The following is a 19,959-nucleotide window of genomic DNA, read 5'->3' as shown; positions in this document are numbered from 1 at the left end:
TGGTGGACGATGCGCCTGTGCCTGTATACGCGCGCGGCGGCTGGCAGTGCGCGGCGTCGATGTAAAACCTGGTAAGAATGTCGCGCATGTCCGATGCCGTGCCAATCTATCTGCGCTTTGCGCGGCAGGAGCCGGGCCTGTTTCGCACCGCATGCGCCGCGCGGCGCGCGCTGCCAGCGGCATGGAACCGTTCGAGCGGCGGGTGGCAATGGTCGAGGGCCTGCTGGCCGAGGCTTCGCTACCATGTGCCGCCATGCACGACAGCCATCACCATATTCTTGACCTGGCCCACGCCTGGCTGCAGGAGGCGCGTCATATTGCCGTACTGACCGGCGCCGGCGTCAGCGCCGAGTCGGGCGTGCCCACCTTCCGCGACGCGCAGACCGGCCTGTGGGCGTGCTATCGGCCAGAGGATCTGGCTACCGAGCAGGCCTTCCGGCGTGACCCGCAGCGCGTGTGGGACTGGTATGCCGAGCGGCGCGAGCGGCTGCACGGAGTGCAGCCCAATGCCGGCCACCATGCGCTGGCGGCGTTTGCGCGGCGCCATCCAGGCCGGCTCACGCTGATCACGCAGAACGTGGACGGCCTGCACCTGCAGGCGGGCAGCGCGGGCGTGCTGTGCCTGCACGGCAATATTGTGGACAACCGCTGGCTGGACCGCCCGCGCCCCTGCTGCGACCTGGCCCATGCCGTGCCGGGCCGCCCGCCGCGCTGTCCAGGCTGCGGCAATCTGGTGCGCCCCGGCGTGGTCTGGTTTGGCGAAAACTTGCCGCTGCACGCGCTGGAGGCAGCGCAGCAGGCCGCACAGGGCTGCGATGTGATGCTGGTCGTGGGCACGGCCGGCGCCGTCTATCCGGCGGCGGGCCTCGCGCACCAGGCACGCCAGGCCGGCGCGCGCGTGGTGGTGATCAACACCGCGCCCAGCGAGCTCGACGGCATTGCCCATGCCGTGCTGCGCGGCCCGTCGGCGCAGCTGCTGCCCGCGCTGCTGCAAGCGGACGAGTCAGACCCAGCCCAGCGCGCCTAGCAGGGCCCCCGCGCCCAGCAGCCATAGCAGGTGCAGGCGCGTGCGCCACACCAGCAGCGTGGTGGCGGCGGAGAGCAGCCACAGCGGCCAGTCCCGCGCCGCATCGCCCTGGGCGCGGGCCAGCACCCAGGCAGTGGCCAGGATCAGGCCGATCACCAGCGGCGCCATGCCCTGCTTGAAGGCGCGCACCGAGCGGCGCTCGCGGTTGCGGTGCGCCCAGCGCGTGGCGGCCCAGGTCAGCACGCAGCTGGGCAGCAGGATGCCCAGCATGCACACCAGCACGCCCAGCGCGCCAAAGGCCCAGGCCAGTGGCGTGCCGCCGCCCGTGTTCAGTCCCAGGTTCCAGCCCAGCAGGGCGATGAACAGCACGTTGGGGCCGGGGGCCGCCTGGGCCAGCACGATGGAGGTGTTGAACTGCAGCTCCGTCAGCCAGCCCTGGCGCTCGACCAGAAAACGGTGCATGTCCGGTGCCGTGGCGATGGCGCCGCCCACGGCCAGCAGCGAGATCGACAAAAAATACAGGAACAGGTTCAGCCAATCCAGGGGCTGAAGATGCAAGGTCAGAGCGGTGGCCATGGCGTCAGGCAGGAAGCTTGCGCCAGGTGAGGGTGCAGGCCATGCCGCCCACCACGGGCAGCACCCAGGCCAGCGGCAGGCGCAGCACGCTCATGGCGATGAAGGTGATGGCCGTGATCAGGCCGCAGGGCAGGGGCCCCAGTGGGTGCCTGGCGAGCGAGGCCGCCAGCCGGCAGCCCACGCCCGCCACCAGCCCGGCGGCGACGGCGCCCATGCCGCGCAGCGCGCCAGCCACCATGGGATGGGTGGCGAAGGCCGCGTACATCGCGGCCACGGCCACCACCAGCAGCATGGGCAGCAGCAGCATGCCGGCCACTGCCACCAGGGCGCCGCGCAGGCCGAAGTAGCGGTCGCCCACCATGATGGACAGGTTCACCACGTTCGGGCCGGGCAGTATCTGCGCGGCGGCCCAGTCCTCGACGAACTCATCGTTGGTGATCCAGCGCCGGCGCTCCACCAGCTCGCGCTGCACCACCGCCAGCACGCCGCCAAAGCCCTGCAGCGCCAGCCAGGTGAAGGCCCAGAACAACTCGCCCAGGCTGTGGGGGCGCGGGCGTGCGTCGGCAGAGGTGGTGTGGAGGACAGGGGTGGACATGGCAGGCGCGGTGAAGCCCGCCATGGTACGCGGACCGGGCCATGGCTGCCGTGCAGCCGCCATCACCGAATGCGATGCGCCCATCAGCTGGTGAGATGGAGCCTGGGGCATAAGATCGGCCGGCCTGAAGCAACTTACCGGGAGACACCTGATGAAAATCGTCCGCCACGGACCTGCCGGCGCCGAGCGCGCCGGCCTGATCGACGCCCAGGGCGTGCTGCGCGACCTGTCCATGCTGCTGCCGGACATCGGCCCGGCGCAGCTCGCCCCGCGCACGCTGGCCGCGCTGGCGGCCATAGACGCCACGCGCCTGCCGGCCGTGGAGCCGGGCACGCGCCTGGGCTGCCCCGTGGCCGGCATAGGCAAGATCGTCTGCGTGGGGCTGAACTACGCCGACCACGCGGCCGAGGCCGGCCTGCCCGCGCCCGCCGAGCCCATACTGTTCATGAAGGCCACCAGCGCCCTGTCGGGGCCGAATGACCCGGTGCGCATTCCGCCCGAGGCGCTCAAGACCGACTGGGAGGTGGAGCTGGGCGTCGTCATCGGCACGCGCATGCGGCAGGTGCCCGTGGGCGATGCGCTCGCCCATGTGGCGGGCTATGTGCTGGCCAACGACGTGTCCGAACGCAGCTACCAGATGGAGCGCGGCGGCCAGTGGGACAAGGGTAAGGGCTGCGACAGCTTCGCCCCCATCGGGCCGTGGCTGGCGACGGCGGACGAGATTCCCGACCCGCACGCGATGGCCCTGTGGCTGGACGTGAACGGCCAGCGCATGCAGGACGGCAACACGCGCAACTTCATCTTCAATGTGCCCACGGTGCTGGCCTACATCAGCCGGTTCATGACGCTGGAGCCGGGCGACCTGGTGCTCACCGGCACGCCCGCCGGCGTGGGCCTGGGCCAGAAGCCCGAGCCGCGCTTTCTGCGCGCGGGCGACGTGATGCACCTGGGCGCCACGGGCCTGGGCGAGCAACGCCTGGTGTGCGTGGGCGGATGAGGTTTTTGAATGAAATAGGGCTGTAACGCCCACTCAATAAGCGCAAGCAGCTATTGTTTTCATATCGCCACCAGAGGCGGCGCGGCCAGCACTCCGACCATGCACCCCTACATCCTGCTCGGCATCTCGATTGCAGCGGAGGTCGTCGCGACCTCGGCCCTGAAGTCCTCGCAGGGGCTCACGCGCCTGTGGCCCAGCACGCTGGCCGTGCTGGGCTATTGCGTCGCGTTCTACCTGGTCTCCAAGGTCATGAACCACATGGCCACGGGCGTGGTGTACGCGGTGTGGTCGGGGCTGGGCATCGTGCTGATCTCCATCGTGGGCTGGCTGCTGTACGGGCAGCGGCTGGACTTGCCGGCCATCGTGGGCATGGCCATGATCGTGGGCGGCGTGCTGGTGATGCAGCTGTTCTCCAAGACCACCGGTCATTGAGGATTAAATAGGCCGCTGACGCCCATATATCAAGCGTTAACAGCTATTGATTTGAAAGCGGTCAATGCCATGAACCAAGGTCTCGAAGACTTCACGCCGGCCGCGCTGCTGCGCCGGGCCGAGCCCTGCCTGTGGCTCAACCCGCAGCGGCAGGCGCTGCTGCCCGCGGCGCTGCCCGTGGCCGGTGGCTGCATTGGTGCGCAGGACACGCAGGCGGCCGCGGCACGCCTGGCGCGCTTTGCGCCGCTGCTGGCGCGGCTGTTTCCAGAGCTTGCGGCATCCAACGGCGTGATCGAGTCGCCATTGCTGCCGGCGGCTGGCCTGCAGCAGGCCCTGGGCCTGGCGCCGGGCCAGGGGCGGCTGTGGATCAAGGCCGACCACCGGCTGCCCGTGGCCGGGTCGATCAAGGCGCGCGGCGGCATCCACGAGGTGCTGGAGTTTGCCGAGGGCCTGGCCGTGCAGCATGGGCTGATAAGCGCGCAGGCCTGTCCGGCCGACTACCTGGCCCTGGCCGAACCGGCGGCACGCACGCTGTTTGCGCGCTACACCGTGGCCGTGGGCTCCACCGGCAACCTGGGCCTGGGCATTGGCGTGGCTGCCTCGGCCCTGGGTTTTCGCGCGGTGGTGCACATGTCGCTGGAAGCCAAGGAATGGAAGAAAGAGCGCCTGCGCCGGCGCGGCGTGCAGGTGGTGGAGCATGCGGGCGACTATGAGAGCGCGGTGGCCGCGGGCCGCGCCCAGGCCGCCGCCGACCCGTACAGCCATTTTGTGGATGACGAGCGCTCGCTGTCCCTGCTGCTCGGCTACAGCGCCGCCGCCCTGCATTTGCGCCAGCAGCTGCTCGATGCGGGCATCGTGGTGGATGCCGCGCACCCGCTGTTCGTCTACCTGCCCTGCGGCGTGGGCGGCGCGCCGGCGGGCATCACCTTTGGTCTGCGCCATGTGCTGGGGCCGCATGTGCACTGCTTCTTTGCCGAGCCCGTGCAGTCGCCCTGCTTCATGCTGCAGATGATGGCGGGGCAGGGCGGGAACCCCTCGGTGTACGACTGGGGCCTTTCCAACCAGACCGAGGCCGACGGCCTGGCCGTGCCGCGCGCCTCGCTGCCCGCGGCCGAACTCATGGCGCCGCTGCTGTCGGGCTGCCTCACGGTGCGCGACGAGACGCTGTTGCGCCAGCTGGTGCAGGTGCTGGAGGCGACGGGCGAGCGCATCGAGCCGTCCGCCGCCGCGGGCTTCAGCGGCCCGGGCATGCTGACGGGCTCGGATGCTGGGCAGGCCTGGCTGCGGGGCCAGGGGTTGCTGGCGCACCTGCCGCGCGCCACGCACCTGGTCTGGACCACGGGTGGCCTGTTCGTGCCCGACGAGGAGTACGAGCGTTTCGTCCAACGCGGCCGGGCGTTGGCAGTTTGACTGGAAGAATCACCGATGCAAACCTACGACTTCGTGATCATCGGCGCGGGCATTGCCGGTGCCTCCATGGCCTGGGAGCTGGCCGTGCAGCGGCGCGTGCTGCTGCTCGAACGCGAATCCCAGCCCGGCTACCACACCACGGGGCGCTCGGCGGCGCTGTATTCGGCCACCTATGGCACGCCCAATATCCGGGCCCTCACGCGGGCCAGCCGGGCCTTTTATGACGCGCCGCCGCCCGGGTTCGGCGGCTCGCCCATCCTCAGGCCGCGCGGCGTGGTGTACCTGGCGGGGCCGGATCAACTCGATCTGCTGGAGGCCGCCTACGCCGAGGCCCTGCCGCTCAACCCCCATGTGCGCCGCCTCACGCGTGAGGAGATGCTGGCGCTGGTGCCCTGCCTGCGCCCCGAGGCCGTGGCCGCGGGCATGAGCGAGCCCGGCGCCGCCGACATCGACGTGCACGCCCTGCACCAGGGCTATCTGCGCGGCCTGCGTCAGCGCGGTGGCGAGTTGCGTACCAACGCCGAGGTCACCGGCCTGCAGCGGCTGGGGGACGGCTGGCGCGTCACCCTGGCCGCGGGTGATGTCATCACCGCGGGCGCCGTCGTCAATGCCGCCGGCGCCTGGGCCGATGTGGTCGCCGGCCTGGCCGGCGTGCCGCCCATAGGCCTGGAGCCACGGCGGCGCACCGCCTTCACCTTCCCGGTGCCGGCAGGCATGCACGCGGCCGACTGGCCAGCGGTCATAGGCATTGCCGAGGACTATTACTTCAAGCCCGACGCGGGGCAGTTGCTGGGCTCGCCCGCCAACGCCGACCCGGTGGCGCCGCACGACGTGATGCCCGAGGAGCTGGACGTGGCCCTGGGCATCCACCGCATCGAGCAGGTGGCGTGCTTTGACATCCGGCGTCCGTCGCACACCTGGGCGGGGCTGCGATCCTTCGTGGCCGATGGCGACCTGGTCATAGGCTGGGACGAGCATGTGCCCGGCTTCTTCTGGCTGGCGGCGCAGGGCGGCTACGGCATACAGAGCGCGGCGGGCGCGGCCCTGTTGGCGCGCCAGCTGGCGCTGGACGAGCCGCTCACGGCGCAGCTGGTGGAGGAGGGCATCACGCGCGACGCGCTGTCGCCGGCACGGCTGCGCTGACGGGGCCCGCGCAAGATCAGGCGTAGGTGTTGACCTGCGTGCCCAGGGCACCCTCGGTCGCCAGGGGTGGCTGGGGCAGGGCGGCCAGCAGGGTGGCTGCGGCCGTCTCCTGCATGTCCATGGCTTTCTTCAGCACGCTGACCTGTACGGCATCGGCCATCTCGCGGCTGGCCAGGGCGCTGGCGGTGCTGACGATGGATTGGGTGAGGGCGACGTCCATGCAGATCTCCGTAAAGCTAAAGCGATGCCCCGTTATCGGCTGCAGCACTGGTTTATCAAGCGGTATTTGACCGTTGCCTCGCAGTCTGTCAGCCAGGCTCTTCCCAGACCACGCGGCCCTGGCCGGCCTCGTTCAACCCGTGCATGAAGGCGGCGGCATGCGCCTCGGGCATGCGCAGCCTCAGCGTGACCAGCGTGGCGTGGCGCACCTCCAGCAGCTGCGCGCCGGCGCCGTCGATGGTGCGGCGCACCAGCCCCTCCAGAGCGTAGGGCACGCTGCACTCCAGCGTGCTCATGCGCTGCAGCGGCACTTTTTCGACCTGCAGCAGGGCCTGGGCCACGCTGTCGGTGTAGGCCCGCACCAGGCCGCCCGCGCCCAGCTTGACGCCGCCGAAGTAGCGCACCACGGTGGCCAGCACGCCTTCCAGGTCCTGGTGGCGCAGCACGTCCAGCATGGGGCGCCCGGCCGTGCCGCCGGGCTCGCCATCGTCCACCGCGGCCGACTGCCCGCCCGCCAGCAGCGCCCAGCAGACATGGGCCGCGCCCGGGTGCTGCTGGCGCAGCGCCTGCACCACCGCCTGCGCGCCGGCGCGGTCCGCCATGGGCTGCACGCAGCCGATGAAGCGGCTCTTCTTGATGAGGAGTTCGCTGTGGACCGGGGCGCTCAAGGTGTAGGGCATGGGGCCGGCGAGCTTACCCCATGGCCTTGGCGGCCAAAGGGCATGCCGGGCGTTTTGCGCGCAAACTTTTAAAATGCCCGCCCCACCCCGCAGGCCTGCTAATGAACGCCCTTGTTGATGTCTCCTTCTTTCCGCGCCACGCCAAGCCCCTGAGCAGCTACCGCCCGTTCTGGGCGAAGCGCTTTGGCACGGCGCCCTTTCTGCCCATGAGCCGCGAGGAGATGGCGCAGCTGGGCTGGGACAGCTGCGACATCGTGCTGGTGACGGGCGACGCCTATGTGGACCACCCGAGCTTCGGCATGGCCGTGATCGGCCGCACCCTGGAGGCGCAGGGCTTTCGCGTGGGCATCATCGCCCAGCCCGACTGGCAGAGCGCGGAGCCCTTCAAGGCGCTGGGCAAGCCGAACCTGTTCTGGGGCGTGACGGCGGGCAACATGGATTCCATGATCAACCGCTACACGGCCGATCGCAAGATCCGCAGCGACGACGCCTACACCCCCGGCGCCGAGGGCAACCGCCGCCCGGACCGCGCCGCCATCGTCTACAGCCAGCGCTGCCGCGAGGCGTACAAGGAGGTGCCCATCGTCCTCGGTGGCATCGAAGGCAGCCTGCGCCGCATCGCGCATTACGACTACTGGAGCGACAAGGTGCGCCGCTCCATCGTGGTCGATAGCAAATGCGACCTGCTGCTCTACGGCAACGCCGAGCGCGCCCTGGTCGAGATCGCCCACCGCCTGGCCGCGCGCGAGCCGGTGGAGCGCATCACCGATGTGCGCGGCACGGCCTTCGTGCAGCGCCACGCGCCCGAGGGCTGGTTCGAGCTCGACTCCACCGCGGTGGACCAGCCCGGCCCGGTGGAGGATCACATCAACCCCTACCAGACCACCAGCGAGCAGGCAGCCGCGCAGGGCGGCAGCTGCGCCAAGGAAGATGCTTCCAATTCAATAGCTACCAGCGCTTGTTCCACGGGTGCTACGGGCCAAAATGAATTAAAAAATGGCGAGAAGCCGCTGCAATTCATGCCCAATCCGGCCCTGCAAGGCAAGGGCAAACGCCCGCCGCCGGAGCGCACCGTCATCCGCCTGCCCAGCTACGAGCAGGTGAAAAGCGACCCCGTGCTCTATGCCCACGCCAACCGGGTGATGCACCTGGAGACCAACCCCGGCAACGCCCGCGCCCTGGTGCAGGCGCATGGCGAGGGCGCCACGGCGCGCGACGTGTGGCTGAACCCGCCGCCCATCCCGCTCACCACGGCGGAGATGGACCATATCTTCGACCTGCCCTACGCGCGCAGCCCGCACCCGCGCTACGCCGACGAGCACGGCCGCCATGACGGCGCCACCAAGATCCCGGCCTGGGAGGTGATCCGCTTCTCCATCAACATCATGCGCGGCTGCTTTGGCGGCTGCACCTTCTGCTCCATCACCGAGCACGAAGGGCGCATCATCCAGAGCCGCTCCGAGGACTCCATCCTGCGCGAGATCGAGGACGTGCGCGACAAGGTGCAGGGCTTCACCGGCACCATCTCCGACCTGGGCGGCCCCACGGCCAACATGTACCGCCTGGGCTGCCGGACGCCCGAGATCGAGGCCGCCTGCCGCAAACCCAGCTGTGTCTACCCCGGCATCTGCCAGAACCTGACGACGAACCACGACCCGCTCATCAGCATCTACAAGAAGGGCCGGGGCATCAAGGGCATCAAGAAGATCCTCATCGGCTCGGGCCTGCGCTACGACCTGGCGATCCAGTCGCCAGAGTACGTCAAGGAACTGGTGCAGCACCATGTGGGTGGCTACCTGAAGATCGCCCCCGAGCACACCGAAGCCGGCCCGCTCACCAAGATGATGAAGCCGGGCATCGGCAACTACGACAAGTTCAAGGTGATGTTCGAGAAGTACACGCAGGAGGCGGGCAAGAAGCAGTTCCTGATCCCGTACTTCATCGCCGCCCACCCCGGCACCAGCGACGAGGACATGATGAACCTCGCCATCTGGCTGAAGAAAAACGGCTTTCGCGCCGACCAGGTGCAGACCTTCTACCCCAGCACCATGGCCACGGCCACGGCCATGTACCACACCGGCATCAACACCCTGAAGGGCGTGCACCGCGATGAACGTGGCGAAAAGGTGGACGTGGTGCGCGGCGAGAAGCGCCGGCGCCTGCACAAGGCCTTTCTGCGCTATCACGATCCGAACAACTGGCCGCTGCTGCGCGACGCCCTCAAGGCCATGGGGCGCGCGGATCTCATCGGCAACGGCAAGCACCACCTCATTCCCACCTACCAGCCGCTGTCGGGGCAATGCCACAAGGGGGACAAGGCCAAGTACCACGTCATCCCGACCATGGCCCTGGATCAGGCACGTGCCAACACGGCCAAGCCCAAGGCCGGGGCGCAGACTGCCGGGCGCGGTGCGGGTAAACCGGCGGGCAAGGCTGGTGCCCAGCCTCGGCCCGGCCAGATCCTGACCCAGCACACGGGCCTGCCGCCGCGCAAGCAGCGTTGAGCCCGGCCCTGGCCCACGCGGCGCCGCTGTTGCTATCAATATTGATAGCTGTCATCGCTTGTCAGTAGGGTGTTTGGGGCTGGAAACATATAAAAAAACCGCCCGAGGGCTAATGCCAGTCAGTTAAGACAGCAGATCGCCACAGGCGGGTAAAAAGGGAGCATGTTCGTCATGCTCCCTTTTTCGTTTGACTTCCGTACTGCAAAACTCCTTGGATGAGAGCTGGGCAGGGTTGCCCGCTCACGCGATGACTGAGTTGGGCGCGCTGATTGATCCACTGTGGATCGAGCAAGCACTGCATGCCAGCGGCAAGGCATCCATACGTCGGCGCAAGCTGCCTGCAGATCACGCCATCTGGCTGGTCATTGGACTGGCCTTGTTTCGCCACATGCCCATGTGGCAGGTGGTGCAGGAGATGGCCTTGACCCTTGAGGGGCAAGAGTTACCAGCTCCCAGCAGCAGCGTACAGGTTCGCCAGCGGCTGGGCTCGCAACCCTTGGAGCACTTGTTTGCGCTGCTCACGCAGGCCTGGGGCAGATCGCATCCCGTGCACGAAGAGCGCTTGCGCGTGCTGGCCGTCGATGGCGTTGTCTGGTCTGCGCCCAACAGCGCAGACAACCGCCAAGTGCTGGGAAGTGGTCAGACGCAGTACGGTCCCCAGCCCTGGCCCATGGTGCGGGCTGTGTGCCTGCTGGACACCGATAGCCACGAACTACTCGATGCACAACTGGGTGACTACACCCAAGGGGAGCTGACGCTTGCTGCTGGGCTGCGTGGCCTGGATCACTCCATCACTTTGTTTGACCGGGCGTACTTCTCTGCGGCATTCCTGCTCGACTGGCAGGGCGCAGGCGAGCAACGCCACTGGCTCATGCGGGCCAGAGACAACTTGCGCCATGAAGTCGTGCAATGTCTGGGCGCGGGCGACTGGTTGATCCGCATGCCCATCTCGCAGCGTGCCAGGAAACTTTGCCCCGAACTGCCAAGCCACTGGCAAGCGCGCCTGATCCAGACCGAGGTGCAAGGCAAGAGCAGGCGCTTCATCACCTCGATGCTCGACTCCGAACGCTTTGGCGCATCGCAACTGGCACAGATGTATTGCCAGCGCTGGGAGATTGAACTTGGCTTTCGTGAGATCAAGCAGTCGCTGCAACAGGGCGCAGGCGTGCTGCGCAGCAAGCAGCCGGAGTTGGTCAAACAGGAGGTCTGGGGCGTATTGATTGCGCATACCTTGCTCAGGCGCTGGATGCGCTTGATGGCCCAGCATGTGAAGGTTGAGCCGGTACGCATCAGCTTCCACACAGCCAAGCATGCCATCATTGGCGCACTCAACACCGTGCATCTGGCTCGCGCGGGAGCATTGCCGAGACACCTGCAACTGCTGCTTGAACAGGCACGCTACTTCGTACTTCCTGCACGCCGTAGCGGGCGAAGCTTCCCGCGTGAGGTCAAGCGATCTCGCAGCAAGTTCCCCACAAAGAAAATGCCAGCAAACTCTTAACTGACTGGCATTAGCCCGAGGGCGGTTTTTTATTGCTGGGGGCGCCAGCGGCGCTCAGATCACCTTGGCAATCGACTGGCAGACATAGTCGATGTTCTTGCTGTTGAGCGCGGCCACGCAGATGCGGCCGGTGTCGGTGCCGTACACGCCGAACTCGCTCCTCAGGCGCACCATCTGGTCCTTGGTCAGGCCCGAGTAGCTGAACATGCCGATCTGCTGCGTCATGAAGCCCATGTCCTGCTTGACGCCGGCGGCCTGCAGGCCATCGACGAGCTTTTGGCGCATGGCCTTGATGCGCACGCGCATTTCACCCAGTTCCTTTTCCCACAGGGCGCGCAGCTCGGGGTTGTTCAGCACCGCGGCCACCACCGCGCCGCCGTGCGTGGGCGGATTCGAGTAGTTGGTGCGGATGGCGATCTTGAGCTGGCTGAGCACGCGCGCGGCCTCTTCCTTGTCCGCGCACAGCACCGACAGGGCGCCCACGCGCTCGCCGTAGAGACTGAAGCTCTTGGAGAACGAGGTGGAGACGAAGAAGCTCAGGCCGGCGGCGACGAACTTCTGGATCACCGCGCCATCCTCGGCAATGCCGTTGCCGAAGCCCTGGTAGGCCATGTCCAGGAAGGGCGTCAGGCCGCGCGCCTTGACGGCGGCGATGACCTGGTCCCACTGCGCGGGCGTGATGTCGTAGCCCGTGGGGTTGTGGCAGCAGGCGTGCAGCACGACGATGGTGCCGGGGGCGGCGGCATTCAGGCTGGCCAGCATGCCGTCGAAGTTCACGCCGCGCTGCACCGCGTCGTAGTAGGCGTAGGTCTCGACCGTGAAGCCGGCATTGGTGAACAGCGCGCGGTGGTTTTCCCAGCTCGGGTCGGAGATCAGCACCTTGGCGTCGGGGCTGACCTTCTTCAGGAAGTCGGCGCCGATCTTCAGGCCGCCCGTGCCGCCGATGGCCTGCACGGTGGCCACGCGGCCGCTGGTGACGGGCTCGGAGTCGGCGCCGAAGACCAGGCCCTTGACGGCCGAGTCGTAGGCGGCAATGCCGTCGATGGGCAGGTAGCCGCGCGCCGCGGGCTTGTCCATCATGGCCTTCTCGGCGGTCTGCACGCACTGCAGCAGCGGCAGCTTGCCGTTGTCGTCGAAGTACACGCCCACGCCCAGGTTGACCTTGGCGGGGTTGGGATCGGCGTTGAATTGTTCGTTCAGACCCAGGATGGGGTCGCGAGGGGCCATTTCGACGGCGGTGAACAGAGACATGAAGAGTCCTTGAGGGGAGGCTGGGGTGGAAATCGGCTGGCGTGACCCCATGTGCAGTAGGCTTTCGGGTCAACCCGCAATTTTAACGGCCGCTGGTGCGCGCCGTTGACCGCCGCCATGCATGAAGTCAGCACAGAACCCGCCGCAGCCGCGCAGGGGCAGTTCGTCCAGTTTCCTGGTTCACCGTTCCAGCTGTTCCAGCCCTATCCGCCCGCTGGCGACCAGCCGGGCGCCATCGCCAAGCTGGTGGAGGGGGTGCAGGATGGCGAGGTGTTCCAGACCCTGCTGGGCGTGACGGGCTCGGGCAAGACCTTCACCATGGCCAACGTGATCGCGCGCTTAGGGCGCCCGGCCATCGTGTTCGCGCCGAACAAGACGCTGGCGGCGCAGCTCTACAGCGAGTTCCGCGAGTTCTTCCCGAAGAACGCGGTGGAGTACTTCGTCAGCTACTACGACTATTACCAGCCCGAGGCCTACGTGCCACAGCGCGACCTGTTCATCGAGAAGGACAGCGCCATCAACGAGCACATCGAGCAGATGCGATTGAGCTGCACCAAGAGCCTCTTGGAGCGGCGCGACGTGGTCATCGTCGCCACCGTCTCGGCCATCTACGGCATTGGCAACCCCGAGAGCTACCACCGCATGGTGATGACGCTGCGCGTGGGCGACAAGCTGGGCCAGCGCGAGGCGATCGCCCAGCTGATCCGCATGCAATACCAGCGCAACGACCAGGACTTCACGCGCGGCAAGTTCCGCGTGCGCGGCGACACCATCGACGTGTTCCCGGCCGAGCATTCCGAGCTTGCCGTGCGCATAGAGCTGTTCGACGACGAGGTCGAGAGCCTGCAGCTGTTCGACCCGCTCACCGGGCGCATACAGCAGAAGATCCCGCGCTTCACGGTCTACCCCAGCAGCCACTACGTGACGCCGCGCGACGTGGTGCTGGGGGCAGTGGAGACCATCAAGGAAGAGCTGCGCGAGCGCCTGGAGTTTTTTGCCAAGGAGGGCAAGCTGGTCGAGGCCCAGCGCCTGGAGCAGCGCACGCGCTTCGACCTGGAGATGCTCAGCGAGGTGGGGCACTGCAAGGGCATCGAGAATTACTCGCGCCACCTCTCGGGTGCGGCGCCGGGCGAGCCGCCTTCCACGCTCACCGACTACCTGCCGGCGGACGCGCTGATGTTCCTCGACGAGAGCCACCAGATGATCGGCCAGCTCAACGCCATGTACAACGGCGACCGCTCGCGCAAGACCACGCTGGTGGAGTATGGCTTTCGCCTGCCTTCGGCGCTGGATAACCGGCCGCTCAAGTTCGAGGAGTTCGAGGGCCGGATGCGCCAGGTGATCTTTGTTTCGGCCACGCCGGCGGACTACGAGAAGCAACATTCCGGCCAGGTCGTCGATCAGGTGGTGCGCCCCACGGGCCTGGTCGACCCCGAGGTGGAGGTGCGCCCGGCCACGCATCAGGTGGACGATGTGCTGCAGGAAATCCGCCTGCGCGCGCAGCAGCGTCAGCGCGTGCTCATCACCACGCTCACCAAACGCATGGCCGAGCAGCTCACCGATTACCTCTCGGACAACGGCGTGAAGGTGCGCTACCTGCACTCGGACATCGACACCGTGGAGCGCGTGGAAATCATCCGCGACCTGCGCCTGGGGGCGTTCGACGTGCTGGTCGGCATCAACCTGCTGAGGGAAGGCCTGGACATTCCCGAGGTGTCGCTGGTGGCGATCCTGGATGCCGACAAGGAAGGTTTTTTGCGCGCCGAGCGCAGCCTGATCCAGACCATAGGCCGGGCGGCGCGCAACCTGCATGGCAAGGCCATCCTCTATGCCGACCGCGTGACGGATTCGATGAAGAAGGCCATCGGCGAAACGGAACGCCGGCGCGCCCGGCAGATCGCCCACAACCAGGAGCAGGGCATCACGCCGCGCAGCATCGTCAAGCAGGTAAGAGACCTGATTGACGGCGTCTACAGCGAAAAGACGGGCCAGGAGGCGCTGCGCCTGGAGCAGGAGGCGGCGCGCCGTGCCGAGCTCGACGAGATGTCCGAGAAGGACATCGCGCGCGAGATCAAGCGCCTGGAAAAGCGCATGCTGGAACATGCGCGCAACCTGGAGTTCGAACAGGCCGCACGCGTGCGCGATGAGCTGGCGCGGCTGAAGGACCGGGTTTTTGGCGCCCATGGCGGCGACCATGTGGCGCCTGAATGAGTCAATTTGGCGACCGCCCAGGCGAGAAGGCGACCGGCCAGTCTAGTTACCCGACAAAATCGCTAGGGATTTGTGCTATACTCCCACTGACTACTCAACTAATAAGCCCATAGCGTGCAGGGGCCTTGGAGCGGCGGCCACGGTCGCAATGCCCCAGGGAAAAGGGCGGGGACGGTGCCCGGGCGTGGTTCAACCAGCCTTGCGGTGTTTTTCTATCACGATCACGCCTAGACCTAGACAAGGAGCTCACGATGCGTCTCACCACCAAAGGCCGTTTTGCGGTCACTGCCATGATTGACTTGGCACTGCGCCAAAATAATGGCCCCGTCACGCTGGCCGCAATCAGCCAGCGCCAGCAAATTTCGCTGTCCTATCTGGAGCAGCTGTTTGGCAAGCTGCGTCGCCATGAACTGGTGGAGTCCACGCGCGGCCCCGGTGGGGGTTACACGCTGGCGCGCAAGGCAGGTGATATCACCGTGGCCGACATCATTGTCTCGGTCGATGAGCCCATCGACGCCACCCAGTGCGGCGGCAAGGAAAACTGCCTGGGCGAGGCCGGCCGCTGCATGACGCACGAGCTGTGGGCCACGCTGAACCAGCGCATGGTGGAGTTCCTGGATTCGGTCACGCTGCAAAAGCTGGTGGACGACCAGCTCGCCAAGGGCGTGCAGATCGAGGACCGGCCCGTCACGCGCCGCGCGATTTCCACCACCCCGGTGGTCAAGCCGATCCGCGTGAATGCGCCGAACTCGGTGTTTGCCTTGGGCAACGCGTTCGCCAAGTCCTGAGTCTGCTTACCCAGTGCCCGGCGATGGCGCAAGCCAGGGCGCAGGGCCGTGACCGCATTATTCCGTTTGATTTCTGACTCGCGTCAGCCAGAGCCTTGTACTTGAGCCAACCATGGACATGACCCCGCATTTCCCCATATACCTTGACTACGGTGCCACGACCCCTGTGGATCAGCGCGTCGTCGACGCCATGATTCCGTGGTTGCGCGAGCATTTCGGCAATCCGGCGTCGCGCAGCCATGCCTGGGGCTGGGAGGCCGAAGAGGCCGTGGAAAAAGCCCGTGGCCATGTGGCCGACCTGATCGGCGCCGACCCGCGCGAGATCGTCTGGACCAGCGGCGCCACCGAGTCCATCAACCTGGCGCTCAAGGGCGCCGCGCACTTCTACCAGGGCAAGGGCAAGCACCTCATCACGCTCAAGACCGAGCACAAGGCCGTGCTGGACACCATGCGCGAACTGGAGCGCCAGGGCTTTGAGGTGACCTACATGGACGTGCAGCCCGATGGCCTGCTGGATCTGGACGCCTTCAAGGCGGCCCTGCGCCCCGACACCATCCTGGTCAGCGTGCTGTTCGTGAACAACGAAATCGGCGTGATCCAGGACATTCCCGCGATTGGCGCGATCTGCCGCGAAAAAGGCATCCTGCTGCATGTGGATGCCGCCCAGGCTACGGGACGCGTCGAGATCGACATGCAGAAGCTGCCCATCGACCTGATGAGCATGACCGCGCACAAGACCTACGGCCCCAAGGGCGTGGGTGCTCTGTATGTGCGCCGCAAGCCCCGCGTGCGCCTGGAGGCGCAGATGCACGGTGGCGGCCACGAGCGCGGCATGCGCTCCGGCACGCTGCCCACGCATCAGATCGTGGGCATGGGCGAGGCCTTCCGCCTCATCAAGGCCGAGATGCACGAGGTGAACGCCAGGGCCCGCGTGCTGCAGCAGCGCCTGCTTGACGGCCTGAAGGACATCGAGCAGGTGTTCATTAACGGCAGCCTGGAGCACCGTGTGCCGCAGAACCTGAACATGAGCTTCAACTACGTCGAGGGCGAGTCGCTGATCATGGGCATCAAGGGCCTGGCGGTCTCCAGCGGCTCGGCCTGCACCTCGGCCAGCCTGGAGCCCAGCTACGTGCTGCGCGCCCTGGGCCGCAGCGACGAGCTGGCCCACAGCAGCCTGCGCATGACCATCGGCCGCTTCACGACCGAGGAAGAGATCGACTACGCGATCAGCACCATCCGCCACAACGTGGCCAAGCTGCGCGAACTCAGCCCGCTGTGGGAGATGTACCAGGATGGCGTGGACCTGAGCACCATCCAATGGGCAGCGCACTAAGAATATGTATTGAATTGGCCTCCAGCCCTTATATATAAAGCGCTGGAAGCTATTAAAACAGGAGTAAATTATGGCCTATTCCGACAAAGTCATCGACCATTACGAAAACCCCCGCAACGTCGGCTCGTTCGACAAGGGTGACGACTCGGTGGGTACCGGCATGGTGGGCGCGCCCGCCTGCGGCGACGTGATGAAGCTGCAGATCAAGGTGAACCCCGACACCGGCGTGATCGAGGACGCGCGCTTCAAGACCTATGGCTGCGGCTCGGCCATCGCCTCGTCGTCGCTGGTGACCGAATGGGTCAAGGGCAAGACGCTGGACGAGGCGGCGCAGCTGAAGAACAGCCAGATCGCCGAAGAGCTGGCATTGCCGCCGGTGAAGATTCACTGCTCCATCCTGGCTGAGGACGCCATCAAGGCCGCCGTGAACGACTACAAGGCCAAGCACGAAGCGGCCGTGGAAGCCGCCTGATACGACCATGGCCATCACGCTGACCGAAGCCGCTGCCCGGCATGTAACCCGCTACCTGGCCCGCCGTGGCAAGGGCGTGGGCGTGCGCCTGGGCGTCAAGACCACGGGCTGCTCGGGCCTGGCCTACAAGCTCGAATATGTGGACGAGCAGGCGCCCGAGGACATCGTCTTCGAGGCCCACGGTGTCAAGGTGCTGATCGACCCCAAGAGCCTGGCCTACATCGACGGCACCGAGCTCGACTTTGTGCGCGAGGGCTTGAACGAGGGCTTTCGCTTCATCAACCCCAACGAGCGCGACCGCTGCGGTTGTGGAGAGAGCTTCCGCGTTTGAGGCTGCCATTGCGCCCCGTACCAACCGCCACCGCTGCCCGTGCTGGCGGTTTTTTATTGCCATGAACCTCCAATCCGACGACTTCGAACTTTTTGGCGTGCCGCGCCGCTTCGCCCAGGACCGGACCGCGCTGGATGCGCGCTGGAAGGACCTGCAGCGCGAGGCCCACCCCGACCGCTTCGCCGCCCAGGGCGCGGCCGCGCAGCGCGTGGCCATGCAGTGGTCGGTGCGCATCAACGAGGCCTACCAGCGGCTGAAGGACCCGCTCAGGCGCGCCGCCTACCTGTGCGAACTGCACGGCGCACCGATACGCGCCGAGGACAACACGGCCATGCCCGCGGCCTTTCTGATGCAGCAGATGCAGTGGCGCGAGGCGCTGGACGAGGCAGCCGGCGCGGCCGAGCTCGACGCCCTGGACGATGAGACGCAGGCGGCCCGAAGCGCCGCCCTGGCGCGCTGCGGCGAGCTGATCGATGTGCGCCAGGACTGGGCCGGCGCGGCGCGCGAGGTCAGATCCCTCATGTTCATTGCGCGATTTGCGCAGGACATCGATTCGCGCCGCGAGCAACTGGGACAATAACGAATTGCCTTCACCACTTTGCCCCTGACTCACTCCATGGCGCTTCTGCAGATCTCCGAACCCGGCCAGTCCCCCGACCCGCACCAGCGGCGCATTGCCGTGGGCATAGACCTGGGCACCACGCACTCGCTGGTGGCCGCGGTGCGCAATGGCGTGGCCGAATGCCTGCCGGACGCGCAGGGCAGGGTGCTGCTGCCCTCGATCGTGCGCTACCTTGCGGGCGGTGCGCGCCACATCGGGCACGAGGCCGCCGCGGCGCAGACGCTGGACCCGGCGAATACGCTGGCATCCGTCAAGCGCTTCATGGGGCGGGGCCTGGCGGACATTGCCGGGCACGAGAAACTTCCCTACGACTTCGTTCCTGCCCAGGGCGTGGGCGGCATGTTGACCCTGGCCACGGCCGCGGGCACGAAGTCGCCCGTCGAGGTCAGCGCCGAGATCCTGGCCACGCTGCGCTTTCGCGCCGAGGACAGCTTTGACAGCGACATCTACGGCGCCGTCATCACCGTGCCGGCCTACTTCGACGATGCGCAGCGCCAGGCCACCAAGGACGCGGCGCGCCTGGCCGGCCTGAACCTGCTGCGCCTGATCAACGAGCCCACGGCCGCCGCCATCGCCTACGGCCTGGACAACGCCGCCGAGGGCGTCTACGCCGTGTACGACCTGGGTGGCGGCACCTTCGACATTTCCATATTGCGCCTCACCCAGGGCGTGTTCGAGGTCATCGCCACCGGGGGCGACTCGGCCCTGGGGGGGGACGACTACGATGCGCTGCTCGCCGACTGGGTGCTGCAGCAACTGGGCCTGCAGGCGCGTACACCCGAGGACAAGGCGGCGGTGCGCCTGGCGGCCCGCGCCTGCAAAGAAGCTCTTACTGCTTCTGAAGTTGTAGCTTTCAGCGCAGATTTGGCGGGTGTTAATGCCAGATTTGACGTTAAACGTTCGGACTTCGCGATGGTTACGGCCGCACTCACTCAGCGTTCGCTCTCGGCCGTGCGCCGCGCGTTGCGCGACGCGCAGATCGGGCGCGAGGAGGTGCAGGGCGTGGTGCTGGTGGGTGGTTCCACCCGCATGCCCCAGGTGCGCGAGGCGGTGGCCGATTTCTTCGGCTGCGAGCCCCTGACCAACCTGAACCCCGACGAGGTGGTCGCCCTGGGCGCGGCCATCCAGGCCAACCAGCTGGCCGGCAACGACTCCGCCGGCGACCTGCTGCTGCTCGACGTGATCCCGCTGTCGCTGGGGCTGGAGACCATGGGTGGCCTGGTGGAGCGCATCGTTGGCCGCAACGAGACCATTCCCACGGCCAAGGCGCAAGACTTCACCACCTACAAGGACGGGCAGACGGCCCTGGCCCTGCATGTGGTGCAGGGCGAGCGCGACCTGGTGCAGGACTGCCGCAGCCTGGCGCGCTTCGAGCTGCGCGGCATCCCGCCCATGGCTGCGGGCGCGGCGCGCATCCGCGTGACCTTCACCGTGGATGCCGACGGCCTGCTCAGCGTGAGCGCGTGCGAGCAGATCAGCGGCGTGGAGGCGCGCATCGACGTCAAGCCCTCCTACGGCCTCTCCGACGAGCAGATCGCCCGCATGCTGCAGGACGGCTTTGCCACGGCCGAGCAGGACATGCAGGCACGTGCGCTGGTGGAGGCATGCGTCGATGCCGATCGCCTGCTGATCGCCACGAAGAGCGCGCTGGACGCCGATGGCGACCTGCTCACGCCCGATGAGCGCACGGCCATCGAAGCCCTGATGCAGGCGCTGGGTGCGGTGCTGGAGGCGGGCCAGGATGCCGCCGCCGTCGAGGCCGCAACCGGCGCCCTGGCCAGGGGCACCGAGGCCTTCGCCGCCCGGCGCATGAACCGCGGCATACGTGACGCACTGGCCGGCAAGAACGTCAGCGCGCTCTAAATTC

The 19,959-nt window shown here is 67.1% G+C and carries 19 protein-coding genes; 14 read left to right on the top strand and 5 right to left on the bottom strand.

Features of this window, described 5'->3' with window-relative positions:
• Window positions 1–253 precede the first annotated feature (253 nt).
• Window positions 254–1,027 carry an SIR2 family NAD-dependent protein deacylase gene (locus P7644_RS11880; RefSeq protein WP_404303189.1) on the top strand — a complete coding sequence of 258 codons (774 nt, stop codon included), beginning with the start codon at window positions 254–256 and terminating at the stop codon, window positions 1,025–1,027.
• Here P7644_RS11880 and P7644_RS11875 read toward each other — a convergent pair.
• Window positions 1,004–1,603, bottom strand: coding sequence for a chromate transporter (locus P7644_RS11875; protein WP_404299365.1), 600 nt, complete (start codon window positions 1,601–1,603; stop codon window positions 1,004–1,006). The genes P7644_RS11880 and P7644_RS11875 overlap by 24 nt on opposite strands.
• Before the next feature lie 4 nt (window positions 1,604–1,607).
• On the bottom strand, window positions 1,608–2,198 hold the full coding sequence (locus tag P7644_RS11870; RefSeq protein WP_404299363.1) for a chromate transporter: 591 nt from the start codon (window positions 2,196–2,198) through the stop codon (window positions 1,608–1,610).
• 151 nt (window positions 2,199–2,349) lie between these two features.
• Here P7644_RS11870 and P7644_RS11865 point away from each other — a divergent pair, with 151 nt between their 5' ends.
• The 4 genes from P7644_RS11865 to P7644_RS11850 all read left to right on the top strand — a co-directional run bounded on the left by P7644_RS11865 (window position 2,350) and on the right by P7644_RS11850 (window position 6,180).
• Entirely contained in the window at window positions 2,350–3,195 is an 846-nt protein-coding gene (locus P7644_RS11865) for a fumarylacetoacetate hydrolase family protein (RefSeq protein WP_404299361.1), read from the top strand.
• Window positions 3,196–3,294: 99 nt separating this feature from the next.
• Complete coding sequence (locus P7644_RS11860) at window positions 3,295–3,627, top strand: SMR family transporter (RefSeq protein ID WP_404299359.1); 333 nt, start codon at window positions 3,295–3,297, stop codon at window positions 3,625–3,627.
• Between the two features lie 69 nt (window positions 3,628–3,696).
• Window positions 3,697–5,037 (top strand): D-serine ammonia-lyase, encoded by a 1,341-nt coding sequence (locus tag P7644_RS11855; protein WP_404299357.1) that lies wholly within the window; start codon window positions 3,697–3,699, stop codon window positions 5,035–5,037.
• A 15-nt stretch (window positions 5,038–5,052) separates the two neighbouring features.
• Window positions 5,053–6,180, top strand: coding sequence for an NAD(P)/FAD-dependent oxidoreductase (locus P7644_RS11850; protein ID WP_404299355.1), 1,128 nt, complete (start codon window positions 5,053–5,055; stop codon window positions 6,178–6,180).
• A gap of 16 nt (window positions 6,181–6,196) precedes the next feature.
• Here P7644_RS11850 and P7644_RS11845 read toward each other — a convergent pair whose 3' ends face one another.
• Together P7644_RS11845 and P7644_RS11840 are read right to left on the bottom strand one after the other, a co-directional pair.
• Window positions 6,197–6,400: a putative motility protein gene (locus P7644_RS11845; protein WP_404299353.1), complete on the bottom strand. Its 204-nt coding sequence runs from the start codon at window positions 6,398–6,400 to the stop codon at window positions 6,197–6,199.
• An 88-nt stretch (window positions 6,401–6,488) separates the two neighbouring features.
• Complete coding sequence (locus P7644_RS11840) at window positions 6,489–7,079, bottom strand: IMPACT family protein (protein ID WP_404299351.1); 591 nt, start codon at window positions 7,077–7,079, stop codon at window positions 6,489–6,491.
• Window positions 7,080–7,180: 101 nt separating this feature from the next.
• On the opposite strand from P7644_RS11840, the gene P7644_RS11835 reads away from it, so the two are divergent.
• Both P7644_RS11835 and P7644_RS11830 read left to right on the top strand, forming a co-directional pair.
• Window positions 7,181–9,583, top strand: coding sequence for a YgiQ family radical SAM protein (locus P7644_RS11835; protein WP_404299349.1), 2,403 nt, complete (start codon window positions 7,181–7,183; stop codon window positions 9,581–9,583).
• A 247-nt stretch (window positions 9,584–9,830) separates the two neighbouring features.
• On the top strand, window positions 9,831–11,084 hold the full coding sequence (locus P7644_RS11830; RefSeq protein WP_404299347.1) for an IS4 family transposase: 1,254 nt from the start codon (window positions 9,831–9,833) through the stop codon (window positions 11,082–11,084).
• A 54-nt stretch (window positions 11,085–11,138) separates the two neighbouring features.
• Here the strand turns inward: P7644_RS11830 and P7644_RS11825 are convergent, their stop codons facing one another.
• Window positions 11,139–12,335: an amino acid aminotransferase gene (locus tag P7644_RS11825; protein WP_404299345.1), complete on the bottom strand. Its 1,197-nt coding sequence runs from the start codon at window positions 12,333–12,335 to the stop codon at window positions 11,139–11,141.
• Window positions 12,336–12,452: 117 nt separating this feature from the next.
• Here P7644_RS11825 and uvrB point away from each other — a divergent pair, with 117 nt between their 5' ends.
• The 7 genes from uvrB (at window position 12,453) to hscA (ending at window position 19,955) form a co-directional block, all read left to right on the top strand.
• On the top strand, window positions 12,453–14,546 hold the full coding sequence (gene uvrB / locus P7644_RS11820) for an excinuclease ABC subunit UvrB (RefSeq protein WP_404299343.1): 2,094 nt from the start codon (window positions 12,453–12,455) through the stop codon (window positions 14,544–14,546).
• A gap of 251 nt (window positions 14,547–14,797) precedes the next feature.
• A complete protein-coding gene (gene iscR, locus P7644_RS11815) occupies window positions 14,798–15,334 on the top strand; it encodes a Fe-S cluster assembly transcriptional regulator IscR (RefSeq protein ID WP_404299341.1) in 537 nt (178 codons plus the stop codon).
• Between the two features lie 112 nt (window positions 15,335–15,446).
• Window positions 15,447–16,667, top strand: a complete 1,221-nt coding sequence (locus tag P7644_RS11810; protein ID WP_404299339.1) for an IscS subfamily cysteine desulfurase — start codon at window positions 15,447–15,449, stop codon at window positions 16,665–16,667.
• A 70-nt stretch (window positions 16,668–16,737) separates the two neighbouring features.
• Entirely contained in the window at window positions 16,738–17,139 is a 402-nt protein-coding gene (gene iscU / locus P7644_RS11805; RefSeq protein ID WP_404299337.1) for a Fe-S cluster assembly scaffold IscU, read from the top strand.
• Window positions 17,140–17,146: 7 nt separating this feature from the next.
• The gene (iscA, locus tag P7644_RS11800) at window positions 17,147–17,470 is read left to right on the top strand and encodes an iron-sulfur cluster assembly protein IscA (RefSeq protein ID WP_404299335.1); all 324 of its coding nucleotides are present in this window, start codon (window positions 17,147–17,149) and stop codon (window positions 17,468–17,470) included.
• A 61-nt stretch (window positions 17,471–17,531) separates the two neighbouring features.
• Window positions 17,532–18,050 (top strand): Fe-S protein assembly co-chaperone HscB, encoded by a 519-nt coding sequence (gene hscB / locus P7644_RS11795; RefSeq protein ID WP_404299334.1) that lies wholly within the window; start codon window positions 17,532–17,534, stop codon window positions 18,048–18,050.
• A gap of 36 nt (window positions 18,051–18,086) precedes the next feature.
• The gene (gene hscA, locus P7644_RS11790; protein WP_404299332.1) at window positions 18,087–19,955 is read left to right on the top strand and encodes a Fe-S protein assembly chaperone HscA; all 1,869 of its coding nucleotides are present in this window, start codon (window positions 18,087–18,089) and stop codon (window positions 19,953–19,955) included.
• Window positions 19,956–19,959 lie beyond the last annotated feature (4 nt).

The sequence above is a fragment of the Alicycliphilus denitrificans genome (genome assembly GCF_044792555.1).
GTDB lineage: Bacteria > Pseudomonadota > Gammaproteobacteria > Burkholderiales > Burkholderiaceae_C > Alicycliphilus > Alicycliphilus denitrificans_A.
The sequence above is the reverse complement of the archived record's forward strand: the minus strand, read 5'-3'. Positions and strand labels throughout refer to the sequence as shown.